Here is a 25,301-nt window from a genome sequence, read left to right on the forward strand (position 1 = left end):
AAAAGCCTCAAGGAAATTAAAAAAAGAAAAAGAAGAAAACGATTGTTAATGAACCGCGGTAACGTTTACCTTTTCAATTCCTTTTAAATGTAACTCAATGTGCCTTTCGTGTGCCTTGCCATGATACTCGCTGATAATTTCCAGTATATCATAATCAATAAAATTACAGTCGCTGCCATCAATCGTTAACACACTGTATTCTGTCACTTCATCCAGCGTTTTACGCAATTTTACTTTGTTTAAAAAGGTTACATTGCTGTTGAGTTTAATGTATTCTGTATCTATACCTCCCTGCTGCGATTTGGTAATTTTATATTCTGCTTTAAAATTATTCTGAATGATAAAGTAAATAGAAACCAGCAACCCGATGCTTACCCCTATCAGTAAATCAGTGGCCAATATTACAATGATGGTAAACATAAAAGGTATAAACTGTTTCCATCCAAGGCTAAACATATTGCGGTACAATTTTGGTTTGGTAAGATTGAAACCTGTAACCAGCAATATCGCTGCAAGTGAAGCATACGGAATTTTGTTCAGTAAAAAAGGCACAAGCAATACAGCCAGCAAAAGAAAAAGTCCGTGTGTAAAGGCAGCAAGTTTTGTACGTCCGCCTGCATCTACATTGGCCGCACCTCTTACCACTACTGCCGTCATCGGTATAGCACCCACTAATCCACAAATCATATTTCCAATACCCTGCGCAATCAACTCACGGTTAACCGGGGTGATGCGGTTGCGCTTATCTAATTTGTCAATGGCTTCTATGCAAAGCAATGTTTCTAAAGTTGCCAGTAAACCTATAATCAGCCCATCTTTCCATATTTCAGCAGTCGAAAATAATTTAGAAAAATCGGGTAAGGAAATACCGGCAAAAATATTAGCCGGAATATTTACCAGTTGTGTTTGCTTTAGCGAAAAGTCAGACGTTGTTTTTGTAAGAACAATGTGGGTAATAATGCCAATAACCACTACCAGTAAAGGAGCTGGTATTATCTTGAACTTTTTAGCAGCGGGATGCTGCAATACGATAAGTATACCCAAAGAAAAAAGGGTTATCAATATAGCTCCTCTTGTAATGTGATGATAGAACTCGCCGAAATTACCCAAAAAATGTTTTGAAGAAAAAAGGTTCAAAAAACCGCTGGTCCAAAAATCTGGTTGATCATAGCCAAGTGCCAAAGGTATTTGTTTTGAAATTAATATAATTCCAATAGCAGCCAGCATCCCTTTTATAACAGATGAGGGAAAATAATTGGCAATGGCACCGAGTTTTAAAAGCCCGAGTAGCAGTTGAAACAAACCAGCAACCATCACTACAAGCAAAAATATTTTATAATCGCCCAGGGAAATAATGGAGGCTGCAACAATGGTAGTTAAACCTGCAGCCGGCCCGGAAACTGCCAGTTGCGAACCGCTGATTAAACCTACCACAATGCCCCCGACGATGCCAGACAAAAGACCCGCAGCAAGCGGAGCTCCTGATGCCAAAGCAATGCCCAAACACAGCGGCAGTGCCACCAGAAAAACAGAAAGACCAGCAGGCAGGTCGTGCTTAAGCCAAATAATCCGGTAGTATCTGATGGTACGTTTCATAAATGCTGTTTACATACTTTATATAAATTATTTTGCTACAGTAATTATTGCCAAACATATTTCTGGCAAAAGTTTGCATGCAAATTTATTACGCTTTTAAAGAAAGGTGAATTGCACTTTTAAGGTAAAGTAAATACTTGTATTAAAATATTAAAATACTTTTAAAACAATTGTGTTATACTTTTGCAATAATCTTTATATTGATAGATAGTGTTTTAAATATATTTTTCAATTTTTACCCTAAAATTCAATTATTAAAACAAAAAATAACATACAAAACTGCTTTTATAAATCAACGTTTTTATTAATAGCCATTATCAATATTTCGTTGGGTATTGCCGCACAGGATACCAGTTTCAGATCAAAACACGCAGCCATATTTTTTCCTTATCCGATGTATAAAGAAAAATGGCGTTCTTCTATCGGTTTTACAATGATGACTACCCCGGAAGACATCACAGAAGAAGTGAGGTTAAGAATTCCCGCAGGTGATTACCACCTGTTGCGAAAAATAAACAATTACTTTGTATTAGACAGCCGCTTGCTTTTTCAGGTGCTTCAAAATCACATTTCAACCGGTGTTCATTATTTAAAACCAATCAATAAAAATATATACTTTTCGGTAGGCAATGATATTGGATTCTGGTTTGGATTTTTAAAACTCAGCGGCTTTAACAGCAAGGCATTGGGTTGGCTTGATTATCCTAATATGTCAATTGGCTATAAAACAAAAAGAAATCTGCTCATTGCATTGAAGGCGCAGGTATCTGTGAATTTGTACTATCAGGCTGCTAACGGAACTGTGAAATATTCTTCCAGTCAAAATTATTACAACGGTGAAACTTTTACACTGTCGCTTGAACAACCCTTTTACAATAAAAAGCATTTAACCCTGGCTTTTTCTGCCATCAACAATAAATTTTACTGGCAAACCTGGGCCTTGTTTTATAAAACAAACCGCAAAGTTTTTTACCCACAAGTAACCGTTGGATTTATTTTATGAAAAAAATAATTTACCTGTTTTTTATATCGTGTATTTTCTTTTCGTGTAAAAAAGAATACAAGGTAGTTTTGCCAGACACCGGCCGCTGGGATTTGTTTAACACACCTGCTGCACAAGCTTTACCAGCTGCTGCAAAAACCGCCATGGAAGGTGTTTATATTGTTACCAACGGATCGGATGTTTTTGGTGCACTTGCAGCCATCAAATGGAGTTATGCAATAAATGGCGGAGATACCACTTTTCATGTATCGGGATTTTTTGGCAAAGACATTGCTTATTTTATTTGTGAAGGAAAACAACTGAACGGTACTATTTTATTAAATGGCTATTGGCGTAAAATGGTAAGTACTGAAACAGGCCTGGTGCATTTAACAATCAACGCAACCGCTGGCGCAGATATACTGCTGGGTTCTGCGCCTGTTGTTAGCCAGGGCAGTGTTATTATCACCGGCGTTTTTGGAAACGGGCCGGAAGAGCCCACGTTGCCTGTGCTGTTAACTTACAACAGAAAGTTATACAAAGGCCCCGCTTCTTTTCAAATTGCAGCGCATCGTTCAGGTGGCCGAACCTCCGACCTGCTGCAGGTTTCAGAAAATTCTGTCGCAATGATTTTGAAGACACCAGAATTTGGCTCCACAGGTATTGAAGTGGATGTTCGCTATACTAAAGACGGCATTCCCATACTTTACCATGATAATAATTTAAACCTCCGGGAAATACAAAAATGCGGTTTGTTAGGCCCGATAGAAAATTATACTTACGAGCAATTGTCTTTTTTTGTAAGACTGATACATGGCGAAAAAATTCCTACACTTCGGGAAGCACTAACGGCAGTGGTGTATCAAACGCCGTTAACCTTTGTTTGGCTAGATACAAAATATGTGGGCAGCATTAAACCAGTACAAGCACTTCAAAAAGAATTTATACAAAAAGCACAAGCAGCCGGCAGAAAAGTAGATATCGTAATCGGGCTGCCGGGTCAGGACCAGTTCAATCAATTTTTATCTTCACCCGGCTTTGCTTCCACGCCTTCTTTATGTGAGTTGAGTATTGATGATGTAACAAAATCCAATGCACTTATCTGGGCACCTCGTTTTACAGAAGGTACTCAAAACAACCTGGTAGATTTGATACATACACAGGGCAGAAGGGCATTTGTGTGGACGCTGGATGTACCTGAATTTATTAACAGTTTTATCAAAGATGGCCATTTTGATGGCATATTATCTAATTTTCCATCATGCGTAGCCTATAACTATTATGTACAGCAGTAAAGCAGTTTTTTTGGCAGTAGTTATCATGACAAGTATGTTTTTTAACACGTTGTTTGCACAATCAACCGTTAAAGCTGACACCCTTGTAAAAAGAAAATCTTCTTTTATTTTATACGTCGGAGGCGGTTTTGCAAGTTACATCGCCAATATCAATCCCCAGTCGGGTGTTGGGGTACAAAATGTTTCAAAAACCAGTGCAGCAGGCACTTTCAGGCTAATGTGGCATCCGGCTTATCGCCTGTGGCTGGGTGTTGAAAGTGGTTACACCAACTTTTTCAGTTACGAGTTAAAAAATGGTACACAAACCGGCAAAGTGAGTCTTCATGCAATTCCTATACTGATTGTTTGGTCAATGCCGGTTATAAAAAGGATTAGTATTTTTGCAGGCATAGGTTCGTATCTTTTAACAAGCGACCTGAAATATAACGGAAATGTACATTCAAAATTTTTTAGTTTAGGCTCGGATATTGCCATTTTATATACACAACCAGTTTCAACAAGATTTGGCCTGGCGGCAGAAGCAAAGTGGATGAATGCCTTTGAAACAAGAGACAATATGTTGGGCCTTCAGGTACAAATGGTTTGGAAGTTTATAAAATTCTAAATTCAACTATCAACAAATGGTAAGATCAAAAATTATTTTATTTCTTATTTCTACAGTTCCCTTATGTTGTATTGCACAATTACCAACAACTACCACTACTGGTGGAGAAATGGATTTTATCAGCGACACACAGGCACCCATGCTGGTAGAAAAAATTATACTTAAACCAACGCACAACAAACAGGCTACTTCTTTACTTTTTGCACAGATTGTAAAAACAAAACCGCAAAGTGTGTATATGCTGGGTGATGTGGTATCGTTGGGATATAGCAACCGCAAATGGAAAAAGGTAGATAATTTTTTAGATAACTGCCGTAAAGAAAATACAACAGTTTGTGGTTTGCTGGGTAACCATGATGTAATGGGCAGAACTAAAAAAGGAGAAAAAAATTTTTTAAAAAGATTCCCTGAAAATGTTATTACCGGGTATGTTTCGGTCACAGATTCAGTGGCCATTATTCTATTAAACTCAAACTTTAATAAACTTTCCGCAGGTGATAAAGTAAAGCAAAATCAATGGTATCAGTCTGAATTAAACATGCTTGATACCAGCGAAGCTATCAAAGTCATCATTGTAACCTGTCATCATGCTCCTTATACCAACAGCATCATTGTGGGTTCTTCTTCTTCTGTTCAGCAAAATTTCGTACCGCCCTTTATCAATTCAAAAAAAGCAAGATTATTCATCACAGGGCATGCACACGACTTTGAACATTTTAAAGTAATGGGTAAAGATTTTTTAGTGATAGGTGGTGGCGGTGGCTTACATCAGCCACTCAATACTTCGATTGATAAAAGACCTGACCTTTCAACGGATTATAAACCTTTGTTTCATTATTTATCCGTGCAAAGAACAGCAGATGAATTAAAGGTTACCAGTCATTTTCTTTCTGCTGATTTTACAGGCTTTGGTTCCGGACATAGTTTTACAACAAACCAGCCGATATTTTCAGTTAGCAAAATTGATCAGAACAAAAGTAGCAATCTGTCGTCCTTTTAAACAAAGGTTCATTTTATGATGACGGCAACCCATCAATAAAAATAACAGGCAGTAACTTTTTTTTAATTAGCGGCCTGTTATTTAAACCACAATATTTATTTACTGCCTGTTGCTTTCAACATTTCCTTCACCGCAGTTTCCAGTTGATCGTCTTTACCATTTAAAAAATCTTCATACAATAACGGAACTTTTATATCGGGTTCCAATTGCAGGTTTTCTGTTGGCCTGTTTTCCTTGCCATAAGTAGCAATCATGGGGATGCCAAAAACAATCGTGGGATCTATCTGTGTTTCCCACCAAACCGCCGTGCCCGTGCCCGGTACAGGCATGCCTATTAATTTACCAATGCCATTTGCCTTATACACATACGGAAAAATAAAGGCATCGCTGTAATTGCTTTCGCTCATCAATACGCAGCTTGGTAATTGCCATCTATCCATTGGTTCCGTTGCTGGTACCATATTATCCTGGGGTGCGAAACGGAGGTAGGCTTTACCACTTAAAAAAGTATTCAAGTCGTTGTGTAGCCAGCCGCCGCCATTGAATCTTGTATCTACAATCAAGGCCTGCTTATTTTTATTGCGGCCCATTACTTCATCTACAACAGAGCGGTAACTACCATCATTCATACTTTGTACATGCACATAGCCCACTTTGCCATTGCTTAATTTATCTACCATTGCGTACATCATATTGGTCCAGCGCTTGTACATCAATACCGACTCTTCTACAAAAGATATTGGCTTAACCGACTCATCAAACCGGGTATTTGTTTTTGGATCAAGCACCTGCAACAAAGTATTTTTATTGGTTTTACGATTTAATAATTTTGCCCAGTCTTCACTGTCGTTTATGGGTTGCCCATCTATCTTCTCTATAATAAATCCTGATTTTATTTTTCCTGCTGCTTTATCAGCTGGCCCTCCTTCCAGCACTTCTGTAACTCTTAACCCCTTACCTGTATACGTTTCATCGTATAATAAACCAAGTGCTGCCGTTGCATCCGGATTTACCATTTGTGGCGTATACCTGCCACCTGTATGCGAGGCATTTAACTCTCCCAGCATTTCACTCAGCAATTCCTGAAAATCGTAATTGTTACTGATATGAGGTAAAAATTTTGCATAGATATCCTTATACATTTTCCAGTCGATGCCATGTATTTTTGGATCATAAAATTTTTCCTTTACCTGCCGCCAGCAATGATCAAAAATATAGGAACGTTCCTTGGCTGCATCCAGCACCATCTCTGCCGAAATGCTGATGGGCGTTGATTTACCAGCGTCATCAATTTTTAATAAGCTGCCATTGTTGGTAACAAAAACACTTTTTCCATCCTTGCTCATTTCAATGCCGCTGGGACTGCCGCCCAGTTTTGCCAATATTTTTGTATCGTGTGTACGAGGCTCTGTAATCCATAAATCGTATCCCTTTTCAAACGCCGCCAGGTAATACACTTTAGAGGCATCAGCAGTTACAATATAATCGCTGATAGAAGAACTGTTGATGGTGAGGCGAACTTTTCTGTTATCAATACCCGTATAATCGGGCATCCAGTTTTTTGCTTTGGCTTGGGAAAGTTTAGCGGTATCTTTTTTTGAGGAAGAATCTTTTTTATCCGCACCATTTTTTTCCAGCAGCAATGCATAATCATCTTTTGCCAGTTTAAATTCATCAAAGGCAGGCTGGTCTAAAAATGCAGCATAAATATCAACTTCCTTATTGCCCTGGTAAGCCAACGATCGTCGCCCGTCCCGGTTGTTCAACCAGGTTACCAATTTACCATTCAGTCCCCATTTTGGATTGTTTTCACCAAAGCCGCTATTGATGGGATGTAAAATAGCGCCTGAACCATCTGCTTTAATAATGGCCATGTGAGCACCGCCAAAACCAAAGTATTCATCATCTGTTAAAATATACTTACTGTCGGGGCTCCAGTTAAAATCAATATCGCCATCAGAATAGCTATAATTATGCCCCGCCGGAATAAGAGTACGGGATTGTTTTGTTGCAATGTTATAAATTTTAAGAACATTCCTGTTTTCAAGGTAAGCTACTTCTTTACCATCAGGCGAATATTTGGGTAAAAATTCTTCTGCTGCTGTTGCAATCAGCGGCTCTTCTTTTAAAACGGTGGCAGCATAAAAATACGGTTCTTCTTTTCTTGCAATGGTAGTTGTATAAATGTCCCAGTTATCATTTCGCTCTGCTGCATAAATCAAGGTTTTTCCATCAGCACTCCACTGTACCATCCGCTCCTGCTGTGGTGTATTGGTAATACGCTTTGTTTGTGTACCGTCTACGCTGGTCACAAAAACTTCACCCCTGGTTACAAATGCAATTTCTTTACCATTGGGCGATAAAGCAAACTCGCCTACATTGCCATTTACTGTTACATTTTTTTCTACGTTTTGCCTGCCATCATTGTAAATCTGTACTGCTACTTTTTGGGGTGTTCCTCCATCTGCCAGTGTATAAATTTCTCCGTCATTAGTAAAACACAATGTGTTGCTTTTACTAACGCTCAGATGGCGGACCGGATTTATTTTAAATTGAGACAATTGCTTTTCGGTGGATGAGCCGAGGTCTTTTTTATAAATGTTTTGATTGCCATTTTTTTCGCTGAGATAGTAGATGGATTGATCATCACTGCTAAAAACCGGTTCCCTGTCTTCTCCTTCAAAATTGCTTATTTTTTTATACTGACTGGTTTTTACATCCATCGTCCAGATATCTCTTGTTACAGAGGAGGTATGATGTTTGCGCCATGGATCTTCGTATCCTTTTCTATCTTCAAAAACTATTTGATTGCCTTTGCTGTTGTAATGTGCCCTGTCCATACCTGCACCGGAGATCAATATTGGTCTTCCACCTGTAATCGGTACCGAGTATAGGTTTTGAAATAATCGGGGGCTGTAAAAACGAACATTGGAGGCCTGTACATTTCTTGCACTTCCAAAGATGAGTTGCGTGTTATCCGGAGAAAAATCAAAAGGAAAATCAGCTGCGCTGTTGTAAGTAACCCGTGTAGGGATGCCGCCGGAAGAAGGCATTACAAACACATCAAAATTACCATATCGGTCGCTTGAAAAAGCAATGTATTTTCCATCGTGACTCCATACCGGCATCATATCTTGTGCTTCATGAAGGGTAAGGGGAATGGCTGTTCCTCCCGCAGCATCTACTTTATAAATATCCCCTTTGTAGCCAAAGGCAATTGTTTTTCCGTCGGGAGAAATGGCTGGATAACGCATCCACAGCGGGTTATTTTGTGCTATATTTTTACCGGCTGTACATAACAGCACCAGGCTTAATAAAAGATACCTCATGAAAAGAAATTTGATTGAAAAATTTTAAACATCTCTAAATTACATCATACAATTAAAATATAAAATTGTTTTTTATGAATGGATAAACGCTTCGGTAAGGATGGATTTTTTTATTCTATGCATCCTTGCTATTTTCACGCCATGTCACTAACAGACCCTCATATTAATTTATTAATGCAATGCATTAGTTTAGAAGAAAAAGAACAGATTAAACGATTTAGTTTAGATCAGCAGCATACGTTAAAATCTTTGAAAACAGAGGGGTTGGCACTGCATCCGATTGTTGTTACCCGCAAAAACTTCGGTTATGCCGATTACCCTGAAATTACTTTTCGTTTAAATTTTCCGGCAGAAACCAACCAGTTTAAAGATGGCGCTGCTATTGAATGTTTTTATACCGGCGAAGAACCGGTAAAAGGTATATTAATAAGCCTGGATGGTAAGGTGGGCGAGTTCAGGTTGTTTGCGCCCGACTTTCCGGATTGGATAGAAGACAATGGTGTTGGAATAAAACTAGCACCCGACCAGCGTACCACTACCATTATGAAGACTGTACTGAATGGATTGGAAAGCAACAAGGAATTATATAAATTATTTCAGCAAATTCATGGTGAAACCTTCACCCGCACAACCACCCCGGATATAAAATCTACTGCACTGCAGTTTAACAATCAACGCTTAAATGACAGCCAGCAAAAAGCAGTAAAAGCCGTAACTCAAAATGAAAATATTACCATTGTGCATGGCCCGCCAGGCACAGGCAAAACCACTACTTTAATTGAAGCCATTCTGCAACTAATAAAAGCAGGCGAAAAAATTTTAGTTGCCGCACCAAGCAATACTGCAGTGGATAATATTGCAAAAGGCCTGATAGCAAAAGGTGTGCAGGTTTTAAGAGTAGGTAATACAAGCAAAGTAGATGAGACTATTTTTTTGTATACGCCGGAAGGCAAACTGGCCAACAGCAAACAGCAAAAGGAAATAAAAGAATTAAAAATAAGGGCCGAACAGTTTAGAAAAATGGCGCTGAAATACAAACGAAGTTTTGGCAAAGCAGAAAGGGAGCAACGCAACCTGCTGTTTAAAGAAGTAAAAAATATCCGTACAGAAATTAAAAAGATACAGGCGTATAATGAAGAAAAATTATTTACGGAAGCGGAAGTAATTGCGGGTACACCCATTGGATTGTATGATGCAAAAATCAATCACCTTACTTTTAATACTTTGGTAATGGATGAAGCGGGGCAATGCATTGAACCACTGGCCTGGTGTATTTTTCCACTGGCACAAAAATACGTGCTGGCAGGCGATCATCTTCAGTTACCTCCTACCATTTTAAGCAACGAAGCAAGTCGTATGGGTTTAAATAAATCTATTTTAGAAAGATGTATTGCAACAGTACCCAATATTTTTCTATTGAACACACAATACCGCATGAGGGAATCTATTGCAGGATTCAGTAGTAATTATTTTTACAATGGATTGCTGCAAACTGTGGAGCATCTAAAAAATAAAGGCACGCACATCAGTTTTATAGATACTGCAGGTTCTGGATTTAATGAAGTGCAGGGCAGCAACGGCATGAGTTTACAAAACGAAGGCGAAATGCAAATTGCACAAAAATTATTGCAAACAGAAATGCTGGATACTGAAAAAACAGCCTTCATTTCTCCATATAACGGACAGGTAACTTCAGCAAAAGAGGCATTGCCAGATACAATGCGCATTAGTACCATTGACAGTTTCCAGGGACAGGAAAAAGAAATAGTTATTTTAAGTTTGGTGAGAAGCAATGAAGACGGCGATATTGGTTTTTTGAAAGATTACCGCAGAATGAATGTAGCTATAACAAGGGCCAAAGAACAATTGTTTGTAATTGGCGACAGTGCTACAATTGGCGGTGATCCGTTTTACAATTCGTTTTTAACTTACATAGAAAACCATGGCAGTTACAGAACAGTGTGGGAGTTTGAGTTATAAGACCAGTGGTTAATAATAAAAGAAAAGATAATTTAAAACTATCATTTCACTGAGGAGTGCAATTCAAATTCATGCACAAAGTTTACCGGATCATTGGGGGTTAAAATAATCTTTTTATTATCTTTTTTAAGTACCAAAACTGTATTGTTTTTCCGGGTCGCATACCATGTCATGGTGCCCATTTTAAAATTAGCAAATTTTCCATAATAACCAAATACTCCGCCTACGCCAAAAGTGCGCAAAGCAGGACGAATTTTATCCTTATCAATTAGTTCAACACTTTTAATTGAGTTTTTGGATATTTTAACAGCCTTAAAAATTCTATGAATAATTAACAGCTCATCAGTAATTTCATAACTGATGGGCCTGAATGCAAACGTGATAAAATAAAATATCAGCAAAGTAATAGTAGTATAATTTGGAATTGTATGACTTGTATCTTTAAGGATATTATATAGCGCTATGATAATAACTGCAAATAATATGGTTACTCCAATAGTTATTCCTTTTGTTACTTTGTCCATGGAGGTTTTGTAGATCATGTCGTTAATTTATTATATTGTGTTAAGGTACATTATTTAACAACAATTGCACAATTTCCTTGGCATGTACAATCTGCGCTGCCAATTTTATCGGGCATGATCACATGGCTTACACCGGCAATTTTTAATTTATTTATCAATGAATTCTGCGAAGCACGCTGCTAATAGTGATTTTCGGATAAAGTGGTTTGATTGAAGATACTTTTTAAAACTCAGGGCATCATTAATTACCGGTTATTAACTCCGCATTACCACCGGAAGTTTTACGTAAAACGTTGTGCCTTCCCCTTCTTCGGTTTCAAACCAAATATCGCCTTTGCTTTGTTCAACAATACCTTTACACATGGCCAGTCCCAAACCGGTACCCGAAGTTTTGGTAGTGAAATTGGGGGTAAATATTTTTGACTGCATCTCTTGCGGAATGCCGTTGCCATTGTCTTTGATGGTTATAAGTATATTACCCTGCTGCAAGGTTTCATTAATTTGAATATGCGCACTTCTTTGGTCAGGTACGGCCTGCATAGCATTTTGAATAAGGTTGGTAAACAGCCTGCTAATATGCGTTTTATCTGCATTGATCAATATTGTTTCAGCTACCGGCTGCCATTCCAACTCAACATTTTCTTCCATCGAATGCAATTGAATGGTCATTTTCAACGTGTCATTCAAATCAAAAATTTCATTTCTGGGATTACCAATATTTGCGAACTGCGAAAACTGCCCTGCTATCTGGCTTAAATGATCTATCTGCTCAACCAAAGTAACGGCTACGCTTCTACTCAAGGTATTGATGTTACCGGCATTGTTATCAATTGATTTTTGCAGGTATTGCAAACTAAGTTTCATGGGCGTTAGCGGATTTTTTATTTCATGGGCTACCTGTCTTGCCATTTCTCTCCACGCTCCTTCCCTTTCACTTTTAGCCAGTGCAGCTGCACTACTATTTAATTTAGCTACCATCTTGTTATATTCTTTTACCAGCTCGCCTATTTCATCATTTCTTTTCCAGCGAATGGCCGCATTCTCTTTGCCCAGGTTTACTTCTTTCATTTTATTACTGATAAAAGTAAAAGAACGGGTAATACGATTGGTGATAAAAAAAGCAACGATACCGGCGATTAAAAATATAAAGGCGTTGAGATTAATAATGGCTACTAAAAAATTGGAAATTTCCTGGCGTAGTTTTGACTGAGAGGTAAAGTAAGGAATATTCAGATAAACATATTCATTACCTTTTTCATCAATTACGGGAACATAGTTGCTAAGGTAAGATAAGCTGCCTATGGCTTCCTCCTTAAAGAACTGTATTTCCTTTAACTGGTGAAGATGGTAGTAAGCCATTGGATCCATTTTGCTGCTCACAATTCCTTTGTTGTAAGGTAAGGGAAGTGAGGATACTTTCAGATCGCCATTGAGATCGTAAATATTTACATCCACTGCATGCACTTCGGATATACGTGCAATTGTTTTTTCCAGACTGGACTTAAAAACATCATCAGATATTTTCATTACATCATCAAACATAATCAGGTCGCTGATGGAATTGCGCACTTCATTTTGCATTACATGAATGGTACGGCTTAGTTTTTCACGGTTATTATTGTGGTAGCGGTTTATAAAAAATAATATCGTGGCAACAGCCACCACAATAAACGAAAGAAGGCTTATAAAAATAATGGTAGCATGCACCTGGTTGCGGATACTCATTTGCCAATGGGTACGCATTTTGTTCCACTGTAAACGGGACCGCACAACTGCGTTAAAAAACCAAAAAATACCTGTAACAAATAAGAAGGCACAAAAAAGATAACTGAATAATGTTATGGATTCTATAAAGAAATTATCTTCTTTGGCAATGATGACCACTTTATCGGCACCGGCTTTATACCACAACTCATAATATCCTTTTTTTCTAAAGGTTTCAAAACCTGATTTTGGCACCTGCTCCTGTGTTAGCTGCCACGGAAAAGCGTAATCATTGTGGTTGTTTACCAATTGCAGTTTATTATAAATGGCATAGGAATACACCTGCGAATTTTCAATAGAGTTATTATAACCTCTTAAAAATAATTCGGGATATAGTGCATCTGTTTTATACTTTTTTGGCGTGGCTAAAATAAAAACATATCCCAATAATTTTTCGGCAGTATCCGTAATATCTATTTTGCTGATGTAAGTAAAACGGTCGTATGCCACATCATAATAAAACAGGTTAGGAATAGCGGTAGGTTTACCCTGAGTTTTTAAAATGGTGGTCAGTGTATTGTAGTTTGTAGAATCCTGGTTATACAAGGGCTTCTCCCTGTCATCGAAAGTAAAGATGCGTGTATCATATTTATTTAAGTAACCAACGAAATTACCATTCAGTAAACTATCTTTTACATACCTGTTGGTAGCCGGATTTTTAAAGGAAGCAAACAATGGTGCCAAAGCTTCATTTCTAAAATCCGTCAATACGGTATTCATCAGGTGTTCACTTGCAGGATCAACTTTTTCAGCAAGTGTTTCCGCAAAATATTTTCTTTGTTGCACTTCTTTTTTATCATTTTCAATAATGATAATGGCTGCGATAGATAAAGAAAAAAAGAAAAGCCAAAAAATTAATCTGGATGAAACGATTTGCGAAGCAAGCAAAAACAACTGGTTATTATTGAGCAGTAGCAGGTAAACCAATAACCATATCAACAGGTACAATTCAAAAATGATATTTGAATTACCTGTACGAAAGGTTAAAACTGCCAGGCCAATAATAGTAACGTATACTAACATTACCCATATATTTTTGGGCAGCAATGGTTGTAACAAATAAATAATTACCTGCGAAAAAAAGAAATACCCGATGGAAATGCAACCCAGTACCACAAAGCCAACAACACTATAAATATTTAAAGTAAAAAAATTAATCACATCAAATGAAATCTGCGAATCAGCCACCATTGATAAAATGATATGGCCGCAAACAAGTGTACTTGCCAGCAATGCAACAATACCTAAAACAATAGCTATCCATTTTATAACAGTTTTTTTTGTTTTTATGATGATGCCCTTTTCCTGAATATAAAATCTCACAAAAAGAATAATCCATAAAAACAACAACGCATTGATCAGTAAATCACCCAATGAACGCAGTATTGCATTGCTGCCATAAATAGATGGGTCAAATAATTCAAATTGCCGCAGGTTTAAAGGAATGGGTAAAAAATAGCTTGCTGTTCTTAACACTAAAATACACGCTATTAAAACCCCGGCTCCCCTATAAAAATTTCTTTTTACGATATAGGTTGCCAGCAGGTGAACCATTAAAAGAATAACCAATGCTGCCAGCAACCTGAAAACGGACGCCAGTAAAGTATTTTGAGGAATGGCTATTTCTGTATTTTGTACCAGTGAAAAAAGAAAAACTCCTTCTCTGCTTTTAATGGAAGTGCTGTTTGGCTGACCGGAAATACTATAATTATTTCCCAACTGATTTTCAATAGCAAATGAATTAACAAGGTATTCATTGGTAATAAGATAGTTCCATTTTACAGGTATCAAAGCAAGCGTAGTGAGATTACCTGCAATATGTTTTCTCCATACATAATAACCATTGGGAAATTGAATAAACCCGCTCTGGGCCTGCATATTATACATCTGTGCTATTGGATCTATTACCTGAGTACTCCAAAAAAGCAGGTTATATTTATCAGTGCTGTCTTTTGATAAAACAAATAGAAAATACTTTTTTGCTTCTAAACGCTGCAGTAAAATTTCGTTGTAATTTTTGTTCGCCAGCTTCTGAATGGCAGCGGTATCCTGATTAAAGGCATCAAAGTCTATTTCCTGTTTGGCAATATATTTTCCAATACTTTTTTGAAATGCCTCTGGCGACGCACTACCCGACCAATAATTATCTATTATAAAAGATATGGTTAACAGCCATGCAGCAGTTATCAGCAGGTAACCATTTTTAAATAAGCGCTGTTTAAAAGAATGATTGTTTTGCAAATAATAGTTGGTTTACTGCAAATGCAGTATGTAATAAATAATAGTTATTGTTTTTTTATTTTGTTCCAGATGGCATCCATTTCTCCGGGCGTCATATCCTGCAGCGCTTTTCCGGTGCTGTTGGCCTCCTCTTCCATTTTAGTAAACCGGTGTATAAATTTTTTATTCGTCCGTTCAAGTGCATTCTCTGCATCTAACTGCAAAAATCTTGCAAAGTTTATCAATGAGAAAAAAACATCGCCAAGTTCATCTTCCATGTGCTCCCTGTTACCCGATGCGATGGCTTCAAATAACTCTTTTTTTTCTTCCTCTACCTTTTCCCAAACCTGCTCTTTATTTTCCCAATCAAAGCCAACCTGTTTGGCTTTTTCCTGCAGCCGCATGGCCTTGACGGTTGCCGGTAAAGTTTTAGGTACGCCACTCAAAACAGACGCTTTTCCTTCTTTTAATTTTAGCTTTTCCCAATTGCGCTTTACATCTTCCTCATCATTTACAACTACATCGCCGTAAATATGCGGATGCCGGAAAACTAATTTGTCGCATACCCCGTTGATTACCTCCTCCAGTGTAAACTGATTTTGTTCGGTACCAATTTTTGCATAAAAAACAATGTGCAGTAACAGATCGCCCAGTTCTTCCTTTATACCTTTCCAGTTATTGTCTGTAATGGCATCTGTTAATTCGTAGGTTTCTTCAATGGTAAGCTGGCGAAGGGTTTCAATGGTTTGCTTTTTATCCCAGGGACATTTTTCCCTTAATTCGTTCATAATAGTTACCAATCTTTCAAAAGCGGAATTATACTGCATAAATTAAATAAATAATAAACTAAAAAAACAGACATTTCAATAGAGGAAAACCTGTGTTAAACTAAGCCAATATCAAAATAAAATTGTTGTTATTTTTTAAAGTAAACCATCAACACCAATAAATTTTGTTAAAAATACTCAAAAAAAAGGTGTTGAAATAGTATGGTGTAAATAAGCAGGAAAATAAAAAAAATTAATAGCTTACTTTTACCCTCCTAAATTCAATCCATGATCCAAAAAACAGGTTTTATTTTTTTACTGCTGGCTGCAATAGCTCCATACGCCATGGCACAGTATTACTACAAAGACCTGGTAAGTAATAAACAGGCACAGGTAGAAAAATCGGTGTTACAGCAGCAAAAAATCCGGGCAATTGAAGTGCATAGTTTTGAAGGCGACAAAAGCCCGAGTGAAGGTTTTTTTTGCGAAAAAAAAATCAGTAAGGACTACCGCCGCATGGAAACTTATACCAGGAGTTATACTACAGGCAAAGCCTTGCTAACTTCGTACTACAATGAAAAGGAACAATTGATTCAATCCACAGACAGTTCGGATCTGATTGTTTCCACTTCGTTTTATACATATAATTCCGAGGGTGATATTTTTAGTATTGTTTCCAATTCACATTCTGCGGATGAGGATTTTACTACCGCTCTAAAGGAAGAGCACCAATATAAATACAGTGATAAAAAGCAACCGGTACAAATGCTGCGCATAAAAAATAATAAAGACTCTGCGCTGGTAGATTTTATACTGGATGAACATGGAAATGTTAGTGACGAAATAGAACCCGGAAAAAATGGGCTCCATTATTATTATTACTACGACAATAAAAACAGGCTGACCGATATTGTAAAATTTAATGTGGTATTAGGCAAGCTGATACCGGATTTTACTTTTGAATATAACAGCAGCAACCAGGTAACCCAAATGGTTGCTGTAGAGGAGGGCGTACACCAAAATTATTATACCTGGAAATATGTGTACAATGATGGTGTAAAAATTATTGAAAAATGTTTTTCGAAAGAAAATGATTTGCTGGGTTATTTTGAATACGAGTACAAATAATGTTGGATGCCTGGTGCAGTATCTCTGGTTTCATTCAAATGCAATGGGACAATATTATTGGAACACATTATTTTAATTAAGGGCAAATAATCCAACTATTCCGGGCGTAGTTTAAACTGATAGAGTGAAAAAATTGATAATTATTAATTTTTAATTATCAATTATCAATTAATAAAAAGTCCGATATAGTCAGCACCAAAACCAATTATATTGCTGTACTGCTCAAAATCTTTTATTGGATGTGAAGTGGTTAAAACGAACGAACGCATACCGGCGTTTAGTGCACTTTCTACACCTTTTGGTGCATCTTCAAAAACAATGCAATCGGCAGGTGCAACGCCCAATGCGGTGGCACATTGTAAAAAAGTATCGGGGTGAGGTTTGCTGGTAGTTACATCATCTGCACTTACTACCACCGGAAAATATTCCCTCAGTTGAAGATTATCCAATACAAAATCGATATTAAAAGGAATGGCAGCAGATCCAATTGCCATCTTAATCCCAGCGGCTTTTGCCTTTTCTAAAAATTCTTTTAAACCTTCAATTAGTGCCAGCTTGGGCATGTAAGCTTTTTGATAACGTTTTTCTTTTTCAATAGATAATTCGTTGATGCGTTGCTGCGTAAAATGATTATGGCCAAATATGCGTACCAGCAGTTCATCATTTTTGCCGTACATCTGCACCTTCACTTCATCCCAGGTAAGCCCTGCTTTTAGATCGTTGTTTAAAATATCATACCAGGCTTCTGCGTGGTAATACATATCGTCAATTACAGTTCCGTTCAAATCAAATAAAAATGCAGCAGCTTTAATATTCATCTTAAAAAATTAGTTTGTTTGTACTTTAGATATTTTTTTTCAATAAAATTTGGTGCAATAATAATCACCTGTTTTCCTTTACCAGGTTAAAATACTTACCAACTTATTTTAAGCAGTTGAATAGCCTGCCCGCTCAACAAAAATTTATACGTTGCTTTTCCATTCGCAACTTTTAATGTTTTTGATAGTACATCCTGCTGAAGCTTTCCGGCCTTTTCAAGCTGCTTAAACTGATCAGCAGTTACCTGTTGCGGTGAATTTAATTGCTTCCAAAGTGTATATGCATTGCTGTGGGTTTCGTCAATTAAATAACTGCGTATATCTATCTTACCCGCAGGTAAATTTTGAAGCATCAGGTTAATCAACTCCCTTGATTTTTTACTTTCATCATCCTGATAATTCCAGCAAAGCACATATAATTCGTGTGTGCCCAATGTAGCAATCGCATCTACATAAGGTTTGCCACCATGCACACTGCTGTCAACAATTTGCTGCAGTGAAAGACGGCCTGGATTATCTACTTCCAGCATTTTTCCTTTCATCATTCCAAACATGCGAAAAACGTTCAGTACCGGTTTATCAACACCATTGGTTGCCAGGTCACGAAAGCCGGCAAACCAAGGCTGATCTTCAAATTCAAACGACCAGCTTACGGCACCACGCAGGTTGATGTTGTATTTATTAGCCAGCGCATACAACTGTGCAAAAGATGCAGCTGTATAACTGCTGTACATGGTTCCATTGCGGTAAGCATTCTGCGGGTTAAATTGTACAGAACAAGCGGCACAACCTTCGGGATCAAATTCGCCAATGATGACAGGTAATTTTTTTAGCGTAGCAAAGCCATTAATGATTTCAAAACCTCTTGTAACATCCTGCAATTGCACGGCCATGTTCATACGCACCTGGTTGTTTACAACCGTTGGATTGCCCTTTGCATGAAACGTAATATAATCTAATGGTGCGCCGCTTTTACTGGTTGCGCTATTTTTTCCATCTAAACAATGTTGCAAAAAAGCTTGTAAAAAATTACCTGCTTTATCCCAGCGCGGGCCAGTAGTGGCAGGCCCTCCTACCCTTGCCATTGGGCTGGCTTTTTTTACCGCATCTGCCGCAAAATCGTACAACATAAAATATTCTTCCATGGTTCCTTTCCAGTAACTGATATTGGGTTCGTTCCAAACCTCCCAATACCAGGTTTTTACTTCTTTTTCACCATACTTATTTACACAATGCTTTACCCATTCATACACCAGCTGTCCCCACTTTTTATAATCGGTTGGTGGATATGTCCAGCCGGTATAAATAGAATCGTACGGCACTCCCGGTTGCCAGTGATGCTGATAAGGCTGGGGCTTTGTTGACAATGCTTCGGGCATAAAACCAATCTCTGCAATGGGCTTTATTCCCCGTTGCACACACACATCAAAAATGGCATCTACTCCTTGCCAGTTATATACAGGCTTACCAGTTGTATCTTCCGTATAAGCATTGGTACTGCTCCATTTCAATGCAGCCTTTCCATCGCCGGTAGTTAATAAATTATGTACACGTACATACACCGGATCGGCGCTTAATGCTGCCAGTTCTGTTAATAGTTTTTTACCATCTTTCATGGTAGTGTAGTTCGCTTCGTCATAGCCAAAATATGACCAGATGGGTTTAAACGTATCCCCAGTATTTTTTGTATCGATTGTAATAACATGGCTGTTTTGCTGTGCAACAACAACCTGAAAATTTACTATTAAAATTAAAACAAAAATGCAACCACAAGGGATTGCATTTTTAAATTTTTTGAAACTCATTTGAATAAATTATGTATTAATTCACTGACAATTTGTACACTGTAACACTGTGAAATTGCTCACCCGGTAATAACAAGGTTGTAGGAAATTTTGGTTGATTGGGTGAATCAGGAAAATGCTGGGTTTCCAAACACAAAGCAGCGTGCTGATTTATTTTTTTAGCGCCCGGAGTAGATAATGTTCCATCTAAAAAATTACCCGTATAAAACTGTACGCCTGGTTGTGTTGTAAATACTTCCAGTGTTCTGCCGGAAATAGAATCTTTTAACGCTGCGATTTTTTGTAAAGATGAATCTTTCTTATTCAGCACAAAATTATGATCATAGCCACCTGAAACTGCACCAATTTCAAGTCCGATTTTTTTTGCTTTTGTAAAATCAAAGGGTGTGCCTTTTACCGGTTTTATTTCGCCGGTTGGAATTAGGGTCGTATCAACAGGTGTGTAATTATCTGCATCAATCATCAGTGTTTCATCAAGTATGCTGTTGGATACATCACCGGTTAAATTAAAGTAACTGTGATTGGTAAGATTCAATACCGTTGGCTTATCAGTAGTTGCATTGTACTCAATTTTTAATTCATCGTCATTGGTTAAAGTATAGCGCACCGTTACTTTTAAATTACCGGGGTAGCCTTCTTCTCCATCTTTGCTGGTGTAACTTAACAACAAACTTGCAGTAGAATCATTCTGGGTGGATGCATCCCATACCTGTTTGTCAAATCCTTTCAATCCACCATGCAAAGCATTGGAACCATTGTTGGTGGCCAGTGTATATTGTGTGTTATCAATTTTAAATTTTCCCTTTGCAATGCGGTTACCATAACGGCCCACCACTGCGCCAAAGTACGGAGGTTTAGCAAGGTAACCACTCAGGCTGTCGAACCCCAGCACAATACTTGAAGGCTTGTTATTTTTATCTGGCGATACCCATGACGTAACTGTTGCCCCATAATTGGAAATTTTTACCTGCACACCTTTTGCGTTGGTAAGAGTATATAAAAAAACGTCTTTACCATCGGTATTTCCCCAGGCAGCTTTTGTAATACCAGCTTTTGTTTCCATTTTTTCGGTTGTTGTCTGATTGTTATTACAGGATGTAATAAATGCGGCCCCGGTTAATGCAATTGCAAGGCTGAACGCTGTGGCTTTTTTCATATGTTTTTTGTTTTCCCTTATCGTTTTAAGGAACTTATTTGGTGGTTAAAAAATAAAATTTTGATATTAATGATGGGTGTTTGTAATTATTCGTCCAATAGTCAATGGTCAATTGTGAATCGCAAGTTATCCATATTTTATTCATCGCCAGCTCTCCATTCATCAACGACGGTTTAATACGGGCTGAAGGACTGTAACAATACCCTGGTCTCTTTCCAACTAAAGGGCAATCGTTTAACCAGGTAAGTTTTTCAATGCGCAATTTACTTCTTCCAGCGTCAGCAGCATCATATCCATGAAAAATAAGATAGTACGTACCGCCAAAATTTGCTACTGCATTGTGACCCGTCCTGAAAAAGTTGACTCGCTAAGAATGATCATTTACTGAAATAAGCGTATCATTTATTAAACCTTTTGTTTAAACATACCTGTTACACGAAAACAGCAGGCATACAACGAAAAATATTTTTTTCATTTCATTTATTTCATTCCAACACGGTAAACGCTGAACGAATTAGCAGGTAAAACAGCCGCAATTTTATTTCCTTTTACCGGCGTTGCAGAGGTAACAGGACTAACCGCATCTGGATGTACAAAACTATTTACATCGCCAGCCGCATTGCTTTTTAAAAGAGTAAGGGTTGCCGTTGCAGAAAACTTTTTTGCCCCACTCAATTCAATTATTTTACTCACTGGATTATCAGATGCATTCACCAGTTTTACAATCACGTCGCCGGTATTTTTATCAATCACTGCAGAAACATAAATACTGTCTTGGCCTGAAATTGATTTACCATCCATTAAAGCTGGCACTACATTGGTTCCTTTATTAGTACTAAATAATTTTTGTACATAATAATTGGGTGTGCCGTAAGATTGCAGATTGTTTACCCAGATAAGATCGGGCGTCCATTGCCACCCGTCGATGTGTGCAAACAAAGGGGCGTAAGATGCCATATTTACCACGGCTGCATTTCGCTCCAGGCCTGTCATAAAAGCCGCTTCTGCGATGGCTGTTTCTGTATTATTTTTATTTTCGATGCTTACGGTATGATCGCTTTGGGCGGCGTATTCACCAGCAAAAATCTTTGATGCATTTCTGGGATAATTATCATACCGGGCCGCATTGGCGAGAAACCATTCCGGCCTGCGATAATAATGTTCGTCAATAATGTCAGCATTCATTTTTCTCAACTCGCTATTCAGGTAATCAAATCGTTCGCCGTTTGGATCTGTTCCGGAACTGTTCACCAATTTAAAATCAGGATAACGGGCCTTGATGGCTTTTGAAAATATTTTTAAACGTTCTACATATTGCGGTCCCCAGTTTTCATTACCAACCCCCATCATTTTTAAATTAAAAGTTGCCGAATGCCCCATTTGTGCCCGCACTTTACCCCACTGTGTTGTAACATCGCCATTGGCAAATTCTATCAGATCGAGCGCATCCTGCACATAAGGGTCTAACTGATCAATGGGAATTACTTCCGCCGTATTAAACTGGCAGGCCATACCGCAATTTAAAATGGGCAATGGAGATGCACCGATGTCTTCAGCTAACTGAAAATATTCAAAGAACCCCAGCCCAAATGTTTGATAATAATCTGGTGTTGGCCGATGTGCAAATTCACTGTTCCAGCGGTTGATGCTCAACTGGCGTTCTTCCACAGGGCCAATTGTTTTTTTCCACTGATATCTTGTCGACAATTCATGTCCTTCCACAACACACCCACCGGGAAAACGGATAAAACCCGGCTTCATATCGGCCAGCAATTGAATCATATCAGCCCGCATACCGCCTGGTCTTTTTTTCCAGGTATCCTCCGGAAACAAAGAGATCATGTCAAGGTCAATTTTTCCTGTTCCTTCAAACCTGATATGTAATGTTGCTTTTAAAGATGTATCAGTGGCAGTAAAGCTGGCAGCCGCTTTCGACCAAACTTCATTTGCCGTAACTACCGGTGTAATGGTTGTGCCGCCAATTATTTTTCCAGCCATGCTCACCAGTTCAACAAGTACTGTTAAGCCTGCTGCAGGCTGACGATAGGCTACAGAAAAATCATAGCGCAACCCCTTTTTAATCCCCATTCCCCTAAAGCCTTCATTGGTAATACTGAGTGTATCAGCAGCGGCATCTTTTGTAATGCGTATAAAGCGTGGGTTGGCTGTATTTTTTTCTGCACGGTTCATCACCAGCACACTGCCTTCATTGAATTTACTTTGGGTTACTTTCCAGCCCATCAATGGCTGGTAAAATTCGAACGACCTGTTTTTTACAAGTTCCGCATAAATTCCTCCATCGGCACCCAGGTTAATGTCTTCAAAAAAAACACCCCACATGGCGGGTTGCACTTCAGCAACAGGTTTATTTACCTGTACCATAATAGTGTTGCTGTTTTGTGCATGTGCTGTTGTTACAAACAGCAGACCTATATTTACCCAGGTGGCAGCAAGCAATGGCTTTATACGCATACTTTTTATTTTGTTATTATTTGATCGTTAAAACAACGACTGCCATTGGAGGCAAGGTTACTGTCAAAACATTTTTGTCGATTGAGGCAGTGTTAAAGGCTGCAGGCTTTATTTTTTCAGGCTCAGTAAATGAGTTATAATCCTGCAATTTTTTTGAGGTAAGTATTCTGCCGGATAAATTCTTTTTAGTTTCACCCTTTAATACAATACTTATTTTTTGTGATTGTAAAGGATCAATATTAACAAGTGAAATATGAATTATGCCCAGGCTGTCTTTCGACGCAGAGGCAGATACAGCAGGTAATTTTTCGCCATTTAAAATATAGTCATTAACTGTAAGGGTTAGCGGTAATAACGTAGCATCCTGATGAACGTTGTACATTTCCATCACGTAGTACGTTGGCGTGAGAATCATTTTTTCTTTGTTGGTAAGAATTACAGCCTGCAGAACATTTACGCATTGTGCTAAGTTGGCAACCCGTACCCTGTCTGCATGGTTATTAAAAATGTTCAGCGTAACGCCTGCAATCATTGCATCCCTGATGGTATTTTGCTGGTATAAAAAACCGGGGTTGGTACCCTTTTCCACATCATACCATCCGCCCCATTCATCCACCACCAAAGCAATCTTTTGTTTGGGATCGTATTTATCCATGATAGCCGCATGTTTGGTTACCAGTTCGTCCATGAGCAAGGCTTGCTTCATGATATGGAAATACTGGTCTTCACTGAAATCGGTTGCAGAACCTTTCTTATTCCAGTCCAGCACTGAATAATGATGCATTGCCACACCGCCCAGCATACCTAGCGGAATATTTTTCATGAGTGTCTCCGTCCAGTTATAATCAGCATCGCTGGCACCGGACGCAATGCGCATCAGGCCACCCGTGTTTTCCCAGTCTGAAATAAAAGTGGCATACTTGCGGTATTCATCTGCATAATATTCTGGTTTCATGTTACCGCCGCAACCCCAGGCTTCATTACCTATGCCCCACAACTTTACTTTCCATGGTGCTGTTCTGCCATTTTGCGTACGCAAATCACTCATGGGACTTTTACCTTTAAAATTGGTATACTGCACCCAGTCCGCCAGTTCCTGTACGGTACCGCTTCCTACATTACCCGACAGGTAAGGTTCTGCGCCCAGCAATTCACACATGTTTAAAAAATCGTGGGTGCCAAAACTATTGTCTTCAGTAACGCCGCCCCACCATTTGTTTACCATGGCGGGTCTTTTATCTTTTGGTCCAATACCGTCTTTCCAGTGATAGGTATCTGCAAAGCAACCACCCGGCCAGCGAAGGTTGGGAATTTTTAATTTTTTTAGCGCATCAATAATATCGTTGCGTACTCCGTTTGTGTTGGGGATTGAAGAGGTATCTCCCACATAAAATCCACCATAAATACAATGACCGAGGTGTTCAGCAAAATGGCCATAGATGTTACGGCTAATTTTTACTTTGCCAGCGTCGGTATTGACGGCAAGGTTATTTTGTCCGATTGACAATTGTAAAAAGAGGTAAGTAAGCAGGTAGCAAAACGTATTTTTTTTCATTGATTTTTTTTGAAAGATACTGAAACTGTTTATTAAAATATTAAACCATTAAGAAGCTGTCTAAAAATAATTTTTGGAATACTTAAGCAGTGGCAGGTGGAGTCAACGGCCACGGCGTTTAGCCGGGGTTGAGGTCATCATCAACCTCAGTATGGCAAATGAAAATTCTATTTTTAGACGCCTTACAGGGGATGCTCCTACCGAGCAAATTTAATATTTATTGTTTGGTTTACAAAGGGAAGGCTCCGATGGAGCCCTGAACGCCAGCGTGCAGCAGTTGGCGGAATTTTTACTTCAAAAATTATT

Annotated in this window: 17 protein-coding genes; 7 read left to right on the forward strand and 10 right to left on the reverse strand. The window is 38.4% G+C overall.

All coding sequences use genetic code 11. The features are described from left to right. Positions 1 to 45: 45 nt before the first annotated feature. Positions 46 to 1,596, reverse strand: a complete 1,551-nt coding sequence (locus H7254_RS11465) for a SulP family inorganic anion transporter (RefSeq protein WP_301933098.1) — start codon at positions 1,594 to 1,596, stop codon at positions 46 to 48. A gap of 328 nt (positions 1,597 to 1,924) precedes the next feature. On the opposite strand from H7254_RS11465, the gene H7254_RS11470 reads away from it, so the two are divergent. From H7254_RS11470 to H7254_RS11485, 4 genes are read left to right on the forward strand one after another with little or no spacing between them, the layout of a single operon-like run. Next, positions 1,925 to 2,599 (forward strand): hypothetical protein, encoded by a 675-nt coding sequence (locus tag H7254_RS11470; RefSeq protein ID WP_301933099.1) that lies wholly within the window; start codon positions 1,925 to 1,927, stop codon positions 2,597 to 2,599. Further along, a complete protein-coding gene (locus H7254_RS11475) occupies positions 2,596 to 3,873 on the forward strand; it encodes a glycerophosphodiester phosphodiesterase (protein ID WP_301933100.1) in 1,278 nt (425 codons plus the stop codon). Before H7254_RS11470 ends, H7254_RS11475 begins: the two co-directional genes overlap by 4 nt. A 10-nt stretch (positions 3,874 to 3,883) precedes the next feature. Then, a complete protein-coding gene (locus tag H7254_RS11480) occupies positions 3,884 to 4,477 on the forward strand; it encodes a hypothetical protein (protein ID WP_301933101.1) in 594 nt (197 codons plus the stop codon). Between the two features lie 16 nt (positions 4,478 to 4,493). After that, positions 4,494 to 5,477, forward strand: a complete 984-nt coding sequence (locus tag H7254_RS11485; RefSeq protein WP_301933102.1) for a metallophosphoesterase — start codon at positions 4,494 to 4,496, stop codon at positions 5,475 to 5,477. Between the two features lie 95 nt (positions 5,478 to 5,572). Here the strand turns inward: H7254_RS11485 and H7254_RS11490 are convergent, their stop codons facing one another. Continuing rightward, entirely contained in the window at positions 5,573 to 8,806 is a 3,234-nt protein-coding gene (locus H7254_RS11490; RefSeq protein WP_301933103.1) for a S41 family peptidase, read from the reverse strand. 78 nt (positions 8,807 to 8,884) lie between these two features. Between H7254_RS11490 and H7254_RS11495 the strand changes: the two genes are divergently transcribed. Then, a complete protein-coding gene (locus tag H7254_RS11495; RefSeq protein WP_301933104.1) occupies positions 8,885 to 10,786 on the forward strand; it encodes an AAA domain-containing protein in 1,902 nt (633 codons plus the stop codon). Between the two features lie 41 nt (positions 10,787 to 10,827). Here H7254_RS11495 and H7254_RS11500 read toward each other — a convergent pair whose 3' ends face one another. The 3 genes from H7254_RS11500 to mazG form a co-directional block, all read right to left on the reverse strand. Continuing rightward, on the reverse strand, positions 10,828 to 11,328 hold the full coding sequence (locus H7254_RS11500; protein WP_301933105.1) for a PH domain-containing protein: 501 nt from the start codon (positions 11,326 to 11,328) through the stop codon (positions 10,828 to 10,830). A gap of 237 nt (positions 11,329 to 11,565) precedes the next feature. Further along, positions 11,566 to 15,315, reverse strand: a complete 3,750-nt coding sequence (locus tag H7254_RS11505; protein WP_301933106.1) for a HAMP domain-containing sensor histidine kinase — start codon at positions 15,313 to 15,315, stop codon at positions 11,566 to 11,568. Between the two features lie 44 nt (positions 15,316 to 15,359). Next, positions 15,360 to 16,121, reverse strand: a complete 762-nt coding sequence (mazG, locus tag H7254_RS11510) for a nucleoside triphosphate pyrophosphohydrolase (protein ID WP_301933107.1) — start codon at positions 16,119 to 16,121, stop codon at positions 15,360 to 15,362. A 228-nt stretch (positions 16,122 to 16,349) separates the two neighbouring features. Here mazG and H7254_RS11515 point away from each other — a divergent pair, with 228 nt between their 5' ends. Continuing rightward, positions 16,350 to 17,189 (forward strand): hypothetical protein, encoded by an 840-nt coding sequence (locus H7254_RS11515; RefSeq protein WP_301924251.1) that lies wholly within the window; start codon positions 16,350 to 16,352, stop codon positions 17,187 to 17,189. 164 nt (positions 17,190 to 17,353) lie between these two features. Here H7254_RS11515 and H7254_RS11520 read toward each other — a convergent pair whose 3' ends face one another. From H7254_RS11520 to H7254_RS11540, 5 genes are all read right to left on the reverse strand, one after another. Beyond that, the gene (locus H7254_RS11520; protein WP_301924252.1) at positions 17,354 to 18,007 is read right to left on the reverse strand and encodes an HAD family phosphatase; all 654 of its coding nucleotides are present in this window, start codon (positions 18,005 to 18,007) and stop codon (positions 17,354 to 17,356) included. A 95-nt stretch (positions 18,008 to 18,102) separates the two neighbouring features. Further along, on the reverse strand, positions 18,103 to 19,812 hold the full coding sequence (locus H7254_RS11525) for a beta-xylosidase (protein WP_301933108.1): 1,710 nt from the start codon (positions 19,810 to 19,812) through the stop codon (positions 18,103 to 18,105). A gap of 16 nt (positions 19,813 to 19,828) precedes the next feature. Further along, positions 19,829 to 20,968: an aldose epimerase family protein gene (locus H7254_RS11530; protein WP_301933109.1), complete on the reverse strand. Its 1,140-nt coding sequence runs from the start codon at positions 20,966 to 20,968 to the stop codon at positions 19,829 to 19,831. A gap of 480 nt (positions 20,969 to 21,448) precedes the next feature. Next, positions 21,449 to 23,440, reverse strand: a complete 1,992-nt coding sequence (locus H7254_RS11535) for an alpha-L-arabinofuranosidase C-terminal domain-containing protein (RefSeq protein WP_301933110.1) — start codon at positions 23,438 to 23,440, stop codon at positions 21,449 to 21,451. A gap of 16 nt (positions 23,441 to 23,456) precedes the next feature. Beyond that, entirely contained in the window at positions 23,457 to 24,995 is a 1,539-nt protein-coding gene (locus H7254_RS11540; protein WP_301933111.1) for an alpha-N-arabinofuranosidase, read from the reverse strand. A 73-nt stretch (positions 24,996 to 25,068) separates the two neighbouring features. On the opposite strand from H7254_RS11540, the gene H7254_RS11545 reads away from it, so the two are divergent. Next, the gene (locus H7254_RS11545; RefSeq protein ID WP_301924256.1) at positions 25,069 to 25,209 is read left to right on the forward strand and encodes a hypothetical protein; all 141 of its coding nucleotides are present in this window, start codon (positions 25,069 to 25,071) and stop codon (positions 25,207 to 25,209) included. The last annotated feature ends 92 nt before the right edge of the window (positions 25,210 to 25,301 follow it).

This window comes from Ferruginibacter sp., assembly GCF_014377975.1.
GTDB lineage: Bacteria > Bacteroidota > Bacteroidia > Chitinophagales > Chitinophagaceae > Ferruginibacter.

What these genes read in the sequence shown, in the direction of transcription:
- H7254_RS11465 (WP_301933098.1), bottom strand. Translation starts at nt 1,596, where the DNA reads ATGAAACGTACCATCAGATACTACCGGATTATTTGGCTTAAGCACGAC.
- H7254_RS11475 (WP_301933100.1), top strand. Translation starts at nt 2,596, where the DNA reads ATGAAAAAAATAATTTACCTGTTTTTTATATCGTGTATTTTCTTTTCG.
- H7254_RS11485 (WP_301933102.1), top strand. Translation starts at nt 4,494, where the DNA reads ATGGTAAGATCAAAAATTATTTTATTTCTTATTTCTACAGTTCCCTTA.
- H7254_RS11490 (WP_301933103.1), bottom strand. Translation starts at nt 8,806, where the DNA reads ATGAGGTATCTTTTATTAAGCCTGGTGCTGTTATGTACAGCCGGTAAA.
- H7254_RS11495 (WP_301933104.1), top strand. Translation starts at nt 8,885, where the DNA reads ATGGATAAACGCTTCGGTAAGGATGGATTTTTTTATTCTATGCATCCT.
- H7254_RS11500 (WP_301933105.1), bottom strand. Translation starts at nt 11,328, where the DNA reads ATGATCTACAAAACCTCCATGGACAAAGTAACAAAAGGAATAACTATT.
- mazG (WP_301933107.1), bottom strand. Translation starts at nt 16,121, where the DNA reads ATGCAGTATAATTCCGCTTTTGAAAGATTGGTAACTATTATGAACGAA.
- H7254_RS11515 (WP_301924251.1), top strand. Translation starts at nt 16,350, where the DNA reads ATGATCCAAAAAACAGGTTTTATTTTTTTACTGCTGGCTGCAATAGCT.
- H7254_RS11520 (WP_301924252.1), bottom strand. Translation starts at nt 18,007, where the DNA reads ATGAATATTAAAGCTGCTGCATTTTTATTTGATTTGAACGGAACTGTA.
- H7254_RS11525 (WP_301933108.1), bottom strand. Translation starts at nt 19,812, where the DNA reads ATGAGTTTCAAAAAATTTAAAAATGCAATCCCTTGTGGTTGCATTTTT.
- H7254_RS11530 (WP_301933109.1), bottom strand. Translation starts at nt 20,968, where the DNA reads ATGAAAAAAGCCACAGCGTTCAGCCTTGCAATTGCATTAACCGGGGCC.
- H7254_RS11535 (WP_301933110.1), bottom strand. Translation starts at nt 23,440, where the DNA reads ATGCGTATAAAGCCATTGCTTGCTGCCACCTGGGTAAATATAGGTCTG.
- H7254_RS11540 (WP_301933111.1), bottom strand. Translation starts at nt 24,995, where the DNA reads ATGAAAAAAAATACGTTTTGCTACCTGCTTACTTACCTCTTTTTACAA.